This window comes from Chrysosporum bergii ANA360D (genome assembly GCF_029891735.1).
Classification (GTDB): Bacteria; Cyanobacteriota; Cyanobacteriia; order Cyanobacteriales; family Nostocaceae; genus Umezakia; species Umezakia bergii.
Map to the genome: position 1 here is coordinate 1 of NZ_JANQDH010000054.1, position 12,098 is coordinate 12,098.

The following is a 12,098-nucleotide window of genomic DNA, read 5'->3' on the forward strand; positions in this document are numbered from 1 at the left end:
TGCATTTTGCAAGACGGATGCTAGGTCTGTGGAACCTGATGGGTCGTTTTCTTGAAATATCTGTGTTACTTTATGAGATGTAACGTTGTCATAACGTTTGAATCTGCCGGAAAATAAATATACTGTTATGCCGTCTGGATCAAATCGCTCGCATTTACTGGCTAAGGCTAAGGTGGATTCTTGTGCTGATTCCCATCTGGTTCTACCACCTTTTTGATCTGGGGTGGCCATGCTACCGCTTTTATCTATGATCAGTGTGTAGTCTCTGTCTTGTGACATGATGTTTTGATTTACTACAAATAAGTTTGTACTCTGAGTATAACACTGGATTGATTGGGGTATAGGGGGGAGGAAAAAATTAATGGTGTGTACGGTGTTTTTCTAAAATTTTAGAAAATTTTAAATTCAAAATAAAAAATTTAAAAGGGTGGTAGGCGATCGCCTTTGATTGGAGTTAGACTAGCAGTGGGCGATCGCCGAAAATACTCAACCTGCTATTCTGGTTGTAGGTCAATCCAAATACTACCTTCTTCCACGCGCACTGGAAATACTGGTAGTTTCTTTTGTTCTGCAATCATCCCCATGACTTTGCCTACACCTGGTGGCCAAGGGCACCATTCTTGTACTTCACCACTAAGTAGGTCAAAGGCGCTACGATGTATAGGACATAGAATTGCTCCACTTTCGGTTATTTTGCCGTTTTTCATCGGCATTTTTAAGTGAGGACAGGTGTTATCTACTGCGTAAAGCTGACCTTTGTGATTGATGACTAAAATTTTTCGTTTGCCAACTTTTACTAATTGTCTACCATCTGATGCTAAGGTATCGGCTGTAAGTACTTTGGTCCAGGTCACAATGGTTCTCCTTGGTTAGTTCTCTGTTTTTAGTTTCTCGCAATTATGATCAGCGCGAGCGCTTGGATCTTTTAGCGGTAGGATCTGTATGTAAACTTATCCAGACAGTTCTATTTTATGCCGAAAAAATCAAGATATTGTCCCCAGCCGTCAAATACAACCTCACTGGCTCTCTCATCTGTCCATATCCGTCTAGAGGCTTTAGATAAAGAACATCGGTGGCTATTGAAACAAATTAAGAGGAAACGCACGGAACTAACAAACTTGGTTGAACAGATGCGTTCTGTAGCTACAGATGTATATCAAAGATGTTATCTGCATTTCCAAAAAATAGTAGATATTGACAGAGAAATTCATACTCTATTTGATGAAATCTTAACTACTAGAAAATTAAGTAAGCAGAGCAAAAAAGACATTGAAGAAATTTACTATGAACTCCAAATATCCAGACTGATCAGTTTTAAAACAACTAATCAACCACAATAGGAAAACTCAGAATTAGAATTAGATGAATTTTTTGAAACTAATCAAGAAGATGATTTCTCGGAAAATCATAGGCAAGAAAAACAAATCTTAGAAAATTATCCTAGTAATAAAAGATCCGATACAGCTAGAAAAATCCGTCAAACATTTCTCAGTTTAGCAGAAATATTTCACCCAGACAAGGTAAAAGATGGTGAAACTAAAATGCTTCATACCGAAATCATGAAGGAAGTTAACAAAGCATACCAAGAGGGTGATTTAGCTCGACTATTGGAAATTGAACAGCAGTATCAAGCAGGTAAATATATTGATATTAATAATGCGGATGATTTAAATTGCCAATGTATGCAGATAGAACAACAAAATAAAATCCTCAAAGATCAATATGATAAATTAAAACAAGAATTGCGCTTAGTTAAAAATACTCCAGAAGGGGTGATGGTTTCTGACTGTCGTAAAGCAGCGCGATCGGGAGTAAATGCTATTGATAGCATGGTGGAGCAGGTGGAATGTGAAGTTCAAATTATCGCTGCTATCCGCGATTTTGTCCGAGACTTTCGAGAACAGAAAATCACTATGAAACAATTTGTTTCTGGACCAATGGTTATGCGCGAGAGAAAGCAAGGTTCTTTAGATGATTGGGATGGAGTGATACTTTTCTAACAGAAAAATAAAAGGGTTCTGGCTCAATTATTACCAATAAAATAGCGAATTTTGTCCATTTGAAGTACATCTAGCCATCAGGATGCTAGCACTACTATGTATCTCAGGTGTTTAAGTCATGACTAATCCCATATTACTGCAACCAGGCACTTTATGGCAAAGTGTCAAAACACAAACGGAATATGCCTTACAATGTGGAGCGTTGCTGTCAATACCGACGGAGTTTGAATTTGTCGAAGAAGACAATGTACAATTTTTAGTCAGAATTTTATCTAATCTTAGTCGTAAAGAAACGGAGAAGCGGCGGGATAAAAAAAGTAATCCTTTTCTCCCCTACGACAAAGATTTATTTGTGGCTGATATTTCCTCGACTCATGTTTGTATACTAAATAAGTTCAATGTTGTTGACTATCACTTATTGATTATTACTCGCGCTTTTGAGGAACAGGAAAAGTTGCTCACCCTAGATGATTTTGCGGCCATGTGGGCTTGTTTAGCTGAGTTTGATAGTTTAGCTTTTTACAATGGCGGGAAGTTGGCTGGAGCAAGTCAACCACATAAACACCTGCAAATGGTACCTTTACCTCTTACACCATCAGGACTGGAAATACCTATTACACCTTTACTCAAATCAGCACAATTCACGGATTCTGTGACAAGTATACCAGGATTACCTTTTATTCATGCTTTAGGAAAGTTAGACTCTAATTTGAGTGATTCACCGTTAAGGGCTGCAACAGTAACATTAGAGCTATATCATACTTTGTTAGCTGCTGTGGGTTTAGCAGCAGTTGATAAGAATAAACAATCGGGGGCTTACAATCTTTTGGCTACAAAGGAGTGGATGTTAGTTGTACCGCGATCGCAGGAAGATTTTGCTTCCATATCTGTAAACTCACTGGGTTTTGCTGGGGCTTTGCTGGTGCGAAATCAAGAACAAATGCAGGTTATTAAACAACAGGGTCCAATGAGTATTTTGCAAAATGTGGGTTTTATATCATGTCCTGGTAATGACTTACGATTAAGCGCCGGTTTGTAACCACCAATGAAAACCCATCAAACCACGAATTAAATCTGTCCGCTGAAGTCGAGATTGACACTGATGAAGTGAAAACAAAAACAATAAAATATTTTTCTTGCCATTTTGGCACATTTATGATTAATAATATTGCTATTGTTCTTATGTAAAGAACATCCTAATTAGAAAATTTTTCATTTTAACCCCTGGCTAATGTACCAGGGGATTTTTTTTAGCGACGACCGTTCCTCTGCTAATGAGAGAGGGCTAGTTGTTCTCTTGCTGGTTGAGTATATTTACTAACTATTTCCCGGAAAACCTCACCATCAATAGTTTCTTGGTCAATTAACAAATCCACTAAATATTCCAAAGCCAGGCGGTGGTTTTGTAATAGTTCTTTGGCTTGTAGATAGCAATTATTGATAATTTCCCGAACTTGGTCATCAATTTTGGCAGCTATTTTTTCCGAATACTCTGATTTATTCATCCAATCCCGCCCTAAAAATACCTCGTTATTCTGATTTTCTAAAGACAAAGGTCCTAAATCAGACATCCCGAACCGGGTGACCATTTGTCGGGCCATGCTTGTCACTTGTTGTAAGTCATTACCAGCCCCCGTGGTGACTTCCGGCTTACCAAAAACAATTTCTTCCGCAGCCCTTCCACCTAAAGTAGCAGTAATTTTCGCTCTAATTTGAGAACGAGAAATTAACCCCTGTTCCTCGTTGGGAGTAAACCAAGTTAATCCTAATGCTTGCCCCCTCGGTATGAGTGTCACCTTTTGCACCTGCTCATGGTCTTTAAGTAGAGTACCTATTAAAGCGTGTCCTACCTCATGGTAGGCAATTAAGCGCTTGTTTTTACTATCTACTAAAGCTGTTCCTTCCATCCCCGCCACCACTCGATCCATGGCATGATCTATTTCTTGGTTGGTGATGGCCTCCTTGCGCCTTCTGGCAGTAAGAATTGCCGCTTCGTTGAGTAAATTGGCTAAATCTGCCCCTGTAAAACCAGGAGTACGCCGAGCGATCGCCTCTATAGATACACCAGGATCAATTTTTTTATTGCGGGCGTGGACTTGTAAAATTTCCGTTCGTCCTTTGATATCCGGCGCATCAACAATTACTTGTCTGTCAAACCGTCCCGGTCTAAGCAGTGCAGCATCTAACACATCCGGGCGGTTAGTAGCAGCAATAATAATAATCCCTGTATTACCCTCAAAACCATCCATTTCTGTCAGCAGTTGGTTGAGAGTTTGTTCCCGCTCATCGTTACCCCCACCGATACCCGCGCCCCGTTGTCGTCCCACTGCATCAATTTCATCAATAAATATTAGGCATGGGGCATTTTCTTTAGCTTTTCTAAACAAATCCCGCACACGGGAAGCACCCACACCCACAAACATTTCCACAAATTCTGAACCGGAAATACTAAAAAACGGCACACCAGCCTCACCAGCGATGGCTTTGGCCAGTAAGGTTTTACCAGTTCCAGGAGGTCCAACTAATAAAACTCCTTTGGGAATGCGCGCACCCACAGCAGTAAATCTTTCTGGTTCTTTCAGAAAGGTGACAACTTCTTCTAGTTCCTCCTTAGCTTCTTGTATCCCGGCTACATCCTCAAACTTAACTCCTGTTTTCGCGTCCATTTGAAACCGAGCTTTAGATTTACCAAAGTTCAGTGCTTGGTTAGAAGTATTGGCAGATCGTCGCAGGAACAGTAACATTAAAGCCACTAGTGGTAAAATCCACATCAGGTTAATCAACAAACCCACCGCCACCCGGCTATCAGCAGAGGAAATTTCACCAAAATCAACATCTTCTTGTTTGAGAGTGTTAATTAACTCAGTGTTTTGTTTTAACAGCTTGACTTCTATGGGCGCTGCATCTGGTTCTTGTCCCTTCAGATAAACCTTAGCTATCTGTTCTATTTCGTCTATTTCTACTTTTTTTACTTTCCCTTGCCGAGACTTATTGATCAACTCACCATAAGTTAATGAGTTCACCTCTGGTTTTTGTCCCCAAGCTGGAGTGCCGATAAAAATACCCTGCAACAGGAGTAAACTGGCTGCTAGGGCGGCTGAACGCTGTTTTACCAATGCCTTTTTCCCGGAATTTCTCATAATAATTACCTTTTTGTCTAGCGGCATCAGCACGGGGCTGGTTTCCTGCCTATTTTTCTAGCAAAAATCACGCTCTTCTGAAAATCACTGTCTTCTGATCTAGTCTAACTTCTACTTCACCCCATTCAATATCTATTCCATAATTCCTGGTCACCCTTTGAGAAAACCTGGATTGACATCACTGATAAATGTAGTCATAACGAGTCCGTTTTCTCAAAAAATTAAATTAATATTAATATAGTAGTGGTGTGGTTAAAAAATGATTTAACAGGATATCTATGGTAAAAATCGTTGGACTTGGTGGTAGTTTAAGACCTGATTCCTACACCCAATTGTCCTTACAACTAGCAGCACAACGGGTAGAAGCCTTGGGTGCGGAAGTGGAAACTTTGGATTTGCGGCAGTTGCACCTACCATTTTGTAATGGTGGCAAAGACTATCCAGAATATCCAGACGTTCAACGCTTACGTGATACCGTGAGCAGTGCTGATGGCTTAATTTTAGCCACACCAGAATATCACGGTGGTGTTAGTGGGGTGTTGAAAAATGCCCTGGACTTGATGAGTTTTGATCACTTGTCTGATAAGGTCACAGGACTGCTGAGTGTATTAGGCGGTCAAGCTAATAGCAATGCACTCAATGACCTCCGGATCATTGTCAGGTGGGTACATGGCTGGGTCATACCAGAGCAAATTGCCATTGGACAAGCCTGGAGCGCTTTTAGTCCAGAAGGTAAGCTGTTAGATGACAAGCTCTCTCAACGGTTTGATAAATTTGCTCAGAGTTTAGTAGATAACACTCGCAAGTTACGTGGGGTGGACTAAACTTTTCTCAACACCTAATTTACTAAACTCGCTCAGGAACTTACCAATAAACGCGAGTTTGGTTATATCTGGTGAAAAACCAAAAGATTTAATTGTTACTTTCCGCCAAAGTATTCGCCAAAATTTTCCAAATTAAATATGTATCAACTCCCAAATGCTGATAATTTAAATATCTCAATATTATCACAATTATTTGATTCAAGAAGTACTTCTTATAAATATCTTTATTTTTTGTCTTTACTAGATATTGTTAAAAGAAGAAATTTTGATAAATTATTATCAATTACCTTTTTAGAAATTATTAGTGAAATTTTGGCTAATGCTTGGTATCCTTACCAATATTTTAAACTTTACTTTGGAACACAGGACCAAATTGTTAAAAAGTTAGATAGTCTTGAATTAGAAATTACAGAACCGATTTTACAATTTAAAGATACAGATAAAAAACTTTTGCGTAGGACTATTAATAACCAAAATCTTGATGATATCATAGATTCTATATGTCGTTATGTTCCTTATCGTTTAATTCGTCCTTTTTTTGTTCAAGAAACTAGAGGATTGAAAGATTATAATGTTAACGCAACTATCATTAATTTAGCCAATAGTCAATTTTACACACAAAAGCCATTATACTGCTTTAATGCTGATAATCAGAAGGATTGTAACGCTATTAATTTACATCCAGATTGGATAAAATACTTGGAGCAAAATTATACAATAGTCAGAGGTTGGGCATCTTGGGAATGGCTAAATTATATGCAGCAAATAAACCCTAGTATTCCCAATGTGGTTAATAAATTGTTTATACCACAACAAAGAGATTCTTTAAATAAACAAACTCAATATTGGAAAACAATTTTAGAACATCAAAATATTAAATGTATTTATTCTCAGGTTCGATTAGATAAAAATGAAATTTCATTAGATCATTATCTTCCTTGGTCATTTGTTGCTCATGATCAACTCTGGAATTTAATACCCACAACCCAATCTGTTAATTCTTCTAAATCTAATAATTTACCATCTCAACAATATTTAAATGATTTTGTCAAATTGCAACATTTAGGTTTAACTATTTATCAAGAAAAATATAGTAACAAATGGTTAAAGGAAGTTGAACCTTTTATTGCAGAGTTAAGAATTAATCAACCAGATGATTTACTAAATTTAGAAATTCTCACTAATGCTTATGAAAGAACTGTTAAACCTTTAATCTCTTTAGCAACTACTCAAGGTTTCAGTCCTAATTGGGTTTACAGATAAAACAAGACGTGTTGCAAATGCCAATATTACCATAATTTGCCATCAACCAGGGGGATGATTTTCCCCCTAGAATAATTAATGATGATGGTGATGATGGTTGAGGGCTAATTGGGGATTAACGGCCATAATCTCCCCATTCATTAACTCAGCAATGTGAGTATTTGCCCATTCCGCAGCCATAGTTAAAAATTCTGGATTGTCGTTAACACAAGCCATCTGCACATAATTCACACCGGAATGTTTTTTCTCCAAAGCATGAATAATGTGATGTACATCTAATAAAGTTTCGTGGTTTTCAGTAGCAAAGCCAATGGGCATAAAAATCACTATTTTTGCGCCCAATTGAATCAAATTACTAGCAGCTTGCTCTGCATTGGGCAAAGTCCATTCAATCAAAGGAGTATCATGGTTTAGCCAACCCACAGAAATTAAAGGATAACGGTGAATTAACTCTTCCCGCACCAAATCATATAACACCTGACTTTCGCTAATTCCCGAAGTGAAGCCTTTAGCTTTGTGGGGACAACCATGATTCATCAAAACAATACCGATTTGGGAAGGTAAGTAAGCAACCCCCAAGTCAGTAGTAATTTTTTCTTCAACTAATTTAGCCAATAACTTGATGTAACTTGGTTCATTATAGAAGGAAGGAATATAACGCATTCCCTTGACCCAATGTTCCTCCCCATCAGGAATATTAGCTAAAGCCTCGTTCACCTGCTCTACAGCAATTCCACTAGTGAAAATAGAATCAACAACCAACAAAGGGTAAATCAGGATTTTTTCAAAGCCTTGATTTTTAATTTCCGCCAGCACTTGGTGGGGTAAGTGAGGAGCGCAAAAGTTAAAAGCCTTGAAAACCTTGACCTTATCTCCCCAGAGGGCTTGCAGATTTTTCTCAATCCCAGCCCGTTGCTGTTCAAAAATGGCATTGTGGGGGGAAATAAAATCATGATGTGTGTGTCCCCATTCGTGGCGGTCAAATAAAGCCAATAGTTTTGCCAAAGGCGGATAAATCCAAGTTGGTACTGGTGCGAATTTTGCAGTCAGTAGATTTAAAGCCTGTTCGTTATAGTTGGCAAAATCTTCATAGCTTTCTACCTCACCGTAACCCATCAGTAAAACCGCTACTCGATCTTGACGTGATAACTGCTGGTGGGTGTGTTGCTGTTTTTCTGGAGTTGCAACCACTGCGGAGTTCCTCAATATAAATCTATATAAACCAGAGGAGAAAAGCAATTCAGCCAGGGAATAACTTGATTGCTTTGCTCAATCCTTGTTTATTATCCCATCCAGGGGGATAGGGTAGTTATGAAGTTAACAATAATATATCAAAATCTTCAAAAGTACACTAGTACACTGGCATCATTGCCAGCCACTCAGTAGAGACAAATAAATTTATTAACCCGGCTTTAATATGTTATTTTGTGTGAAAGTCGAGTTTTCATATATCCTGTGAGCCTTAAGCAGTCCCAACTAGGTGTGAAACTAGACAACTGTTAGTATCTGAGACACATGACTATAATCATTTGCCCTGGGATTCATGAGCCAGGCCTAACAGAAAATTTTATATCACAATGCTTACTTTCAGCATCTGACGGGGTAAACTCAGACAATCAAGGCAAAATACTGATTTTTCCTGGTCATGGTTTATTGGCTTTGTCATCACTGCATATTTTGCAGTTTTTAAGCCATCACCTTAGATATGATCTTAAGTCGCCCGTGGTATTCATTAGCTTTAGTGCAGGTGTATTAGGAGCCGGAGGCGCAGCCTGTTCCTGGGAACTTTTAGGCGGTAAAATCAAAGCCTTTATAGCCATAGATGGCTGGGGAGTACCTTTGTGGGGAAACTTTCCTACATATCGCATGAGTCATGATTACTTTACCCACTGGAGTTCTTTATTATTAGGTAGTGGGGAGAGGAACTTTTACGCAGAACCAGCAGTTGAGCATTTATCCATGTGGCGATCGCCCGAGTCGGTACAAGGTTGGTGGATAGATACATCTGGGGAACATTCTCACCCCCCAGTGCGCCTAACTGCAAGAGAATTTTTGCATCGAGTCCTAAAACCCTGTCAATAAAATTAATCCGGAAACGAGAAGCAGAAAGGAGGAGTAAAATAAAGCCATCCCCAAATGTAAAATCCCAAATCTAAAATCTACAATTACCCGGTATTTCCATGTTTCCAACTGAACCAGCTGCTGTTAATAACGGATTTAGACCACTGCTAAAAAATCGTGGTTTTATCCTACTGTGGATTGGGCAGTTGTTGTCCCAGTTAGGAGATAAAATATTTTTCGTCCTCATGGTAGCCCTACTGGAGAATTACCAACCCCCTGCTGGGTTAGCCCAAAACTCCATGTATTCAATATTAATGTTAGCTTTTACATTACCAGCAATTTTATTTGGTTCTGCCGGTGGTATCTTTGTAGATCGCTTTTCTAAAAAACTTATTTTAGTCGGCTCTAACATATTACAAACATTATTAGTGCTGCTAATAGCATTTTTGCCCCGAGAATTTTTTATTCTTTTGATTTTAACCTTTGCCATTTCCACTTTAGCACAATTTTTTGCCCCAGCGGAACAAGCGGCTATTCCTGTTTTAGTGCCGAAACAGAACTTTATGGCAGCCAATGCACTCTACAGCAGTACCATGATGGGAGCCTTAATAGTGGGCTTTGCCATTGGAGAGCCAATATTAAGTTTAGCCAAAACTTGGTTAGGAGAGGGCTATGGTCAAGAAATGGTTGTGGGTGGACTATACTTATTATCGGCATTAGCTGTACAGCCCATTAACTTTGGACCCAAACACCAACCAGATGACCACCATGGTAGTGGAATGAATCCTTGGGCTGACTTCAAAGCGGGTTTGCGCTATCTGACCAAAAACCGTTTAGTATTAAATGCCATGCTGCAACTCACTACATTATATTGTGTGTTTGCCGCTTTAATGGTGTTGACTATTAGACTAGCAGCAGAATTTGGTTTAAAAGAAAAACAATTTGGCTTTTTCTTAGCCGCAGCTGGAGTGGGTATGGTATTTGGTGCTGCAACATTGGGTCATTGGGGAAATAAATTTCATCACAAGCCTTTACCCTTAATGGGATTTTTAATCATGTCCCTAGTTTTAGGTGTGTTCAGTTTTATCAATAATATAGCTTTAGGTTTAGGACTAAGTGCCTTTTTGGGTATTGGTGCAGCTTTAATTGGCGTACCCATGCAAACTTTAATTCAACACCACACACCACCTACTATGTACGGGAAAGTATTTGGCTTTCAAAACCATATCGTCAACATTGCTTTATCAGCACCCTTAGCCATCACGGGACCATTAACAGATATTCTGGGACTACGAATTGTTTTAGTAGGAATGAGTGTAGTAGTAGCAGGTGTTGGTATATGGACATGGAAAAACACCCGCAGAGTTTTACAAGACGTGATTTAGCAAAAACTAGTCTCACTAATACCAATTATTTCTATATATGGGAGGATGAAAAAATGGATGAATTTATGGAAATCGCGATCGCAGAAGCAAAAAAAGGCAGACAAGAAGGTGGTATTCCCATTGGTTCTATTCTCATCAAAGATGGTAAAATCATCGGTCAGGGACACAATAAGCGTGTGCAAGACAATTATCCTGTTACCCACGCGGAAATAGATTGTCTCCGCAATGCTGGTAGAGTTGGTAGTTATAGAGGTACGACACTTTATTCAACTTTAATGCCCTGTTATTTGTGTGCTGGTGCAGTAGTGCAGTTTGGCATTAAAAAAGTGATTGTTGGAGAATCGAGAACTTTCCCAGGAGCCAAAGAATTTATGGTATCCCACGGTGTGGAAGTAATAGACCTTAATCTTGATCAATGCCAACAAATGATGAGTGAATTTATCGCAGATAATCCTCAACTATGGAACGAGGATATTGGTAATGAGAGTTAATCTCACCCCAAATGATTTGAACAGCCAGAAAAACATAGAAAATCAAAATACCATAAACAAGTGAGTAAATGACAGTAACTATACCCATCCAAGCCATAGAACTCACCCCCGGTAGCCAAATCGTCATTCATAATTTGTCCTGGGCGGACTTTGAGCGCCTTCTCACTGACTTAGGAGAAAAACGTCACACTCGCATGGCATACTACCGAGGAACCCTAGAAATCATGTCCCCGTTAGCATTACATGAGCGTCCCCACCGCATTATTGCTTACATCATCACCACCATACTAGAAAATCAAGCACGGGATTGGGAAGATTTTGGCTCAACTACCTTGAAACGTCCAGACATTGCTGGGGTAGAACCAGATACTTGCTTTTACATCCAAAACGCCAGCCTGGTAAAAGGGTGTACTCAAATGGACTTAAACATTTATCCCCCGCCAGATTTAGCCATTGAATCTGATGTAACTTCAAAAACCACCCTTAACGCATACCTAGCTCTTGGCGTTCCAGAAATCTGGATTTACAGCAAAGACCAGTTAAATATTTACATCCTCCAAGGCAGTAACTACTTAGAATCTGCACTTAGTCCCATGTTTCCCCACTTACCCATCACAGAACTTATTCCCCCACTGATACAAAAAGCCATTGACCACGGAACTAGTCAAATGCTGCGAGAACTCAGAACTTTTCTACACCAGTCAGAGAAATAATGGCAAAATTTAACTTCTGATATCCTAGAAGAAAACCAGAGGATAAATCCTATGGTCATCAAAGCACCGAGTAATTCTCAACGCGCCACACTGTGTAACATCAGTTGGCATACTTTTGAAACTATGCTCACAGAAATGGGAAATCATCGGGGGACACGACTGGCTTATGACCAGGGAACACTAGAAATTATGACTCCTTTAATGCCCCATGAGCATAATAA

11 protein-coding genes and 1 pseudogene are annotated in these 12,098 nt (G+C 39.2%); 8 read left to right on the plus strand and 4 right to left on the minus strand.

From position 1 onward, the window contains the following. The coding region (locus NWP17_RS08815; RefSeq protein ID WP_342394004.1) for a VWA domain-containing protein at positions 1–279 on the minus strand (279 nt) is incomplete at its 3' end. A gap of 215 nt (positions 280–494) precedes the next feature. Continuing rightward, positions 495–854, minus strand: coding sequence for a Rieske (2Fe-2S) protein (locus tag NWP17_RS08820; protein WP_280654542.1), 360 nt, complete (start codon positions 852–854; stop codon positions 495–497). A gap of 117 nt (positions 855–971) precedes the next feature. On the opposite strand from NWP17_RS08820, the pseudogene NWP17_RS08825 reads away from it, so the two are divergent. Continuing rightward, positions 972–2,000: pseudogene (locus NWP17_RS08825) on the plus strand (molecular chaperone DnaJ). A 118-nt stretch (positions 2,001–2,118) separates the two neighbouring features. Continuing rightward, positions 2,119–3,039 carry an ATP adenylyltransferase family protein gene (locus NWP17_RS08830; RefSeq protein ID WP_280654543.1) on the plus strand — a complete coding sequence of 307 codons (921 nt, stop codon included), beginning with the start codon at positions 2,119–2,121 and terminating at the stop codon, positions 3,037–3,039. Positions 3,040–3,271: 232 nt separating this feature from the next. On the opposite strand, the gene ftsH is transcribed toward NWP17_RS08830, so the two are convergent. Beyond that, positions 3,272–5,140: an ATP-dependent zinc metalloprotease FtsH gene (ftsH, locus tag NWP17_RS08835; protein ID WP_280654544.1), complete on the minus strand. Its 1,869-nt coding sequence runs from the start codon at positions 5,138–5,140 to the stop codon at positions 3,272–3,274. 278 nt (positions 5,141–5,418) lie between these two features. On the opposite strand from ftsH, the gene NWP17_RS08840 reads away from it, so the two are divergent. Beyond that, entirely contained in the window at positions 5,419–5,964 is a 546-nt protein-coding gene (locus NWP17_RS08840) for an NADPH-dependent FMN reductase (RefSeq protein ID WP_280654545.1), read from the plus strand. A 138-nt stretch (positions 5,965–6,102) separates the two neighbouring features. Further along, on the plus strand, positions 6,103–7,227 hold the full coding sequence (locus NWP17_RS08845) for an HNH endonuclease domain-containing protein (protein ID WP_280654546.1): 1,125 nt from the start codon (positions 6,103–6,105) through the stop codon (positions 7,225–7,227). A 75-nt stretch (positions 7,228–7,302) separates the two neighbouring features. On the opposite strand, the gene NWP17_RS08850 is transcribed toward NWP17_RS08845, so the two are convergent. Further along, positions 7,303–8,418 carry a ferrochelatase gene (locus NWP17_RS08850; RefSeq protein ID WP_280654547.1) on the minus strand — a complete coding sequence of 372 codons (1,116 nt, stop codon included), beginning with the start codon at positions 8,416–8,418 and terminating at the stop codon, positions 7,303–7,305. A 324-nt stretch (positions 8,419–8,742) separates the two neighbouring features. Here NWP17_RS08850 and NWP17_RS08855 point away from each other — a divergent pair, with 324 nt between their 5' ends. The 4 genes from NWP17_RS08855 (at position 8,743) to NWP17_RS08870 (ending at position 11,877) form a co-directional block, all read left to right on the plus strand. Beyond that, positions 8,743–9,309, plus strand: coding sequence for a hypothetical protein (locus NWP17_RS08855; RefSeq protein ID WP_280654548.1), 567 nt, complete (start codon positions 8,743–8,745; stop codon positions 9,307–9,309). A 98-nt stretch (positions 9,310–9,407) separates the two neighbouring features. Beyond that, entirely contained in the window at positions 9,408–10,673 is a 1,266-nt protein-coding gene (locus NWP17_RS08860) for an MFS transporter (RefSeq protein ID WP_280654549.1), read from the plus strand. Between the two features lie 53 nt (positions 10,674–10,726). Then, complete coding sequence (locus NWP17_RS08865; RefSeq protein WP_280654550.1) at positions 10,727–11,164, plus strand: nucleoside deaminase; 438 nt, start codon at positions 10,727–10,729, stop codon at positions 11,162–11,164. Between the two features lie 68 nt (positions 11,165–11,232). Then, positions 11,233–11,877 (plus strand): Uma2 family endonuclease, encoded by a 645-nt coding sequence (locus NWP17_RS08870; RefSeq protein WP_280654551.1) that lies wholly within the window; start codon positions 11,233–11,235, stop codon positions 11,875–11,877. Positions 11,878–12,098 lie beyond the last annotated feature (221 nt).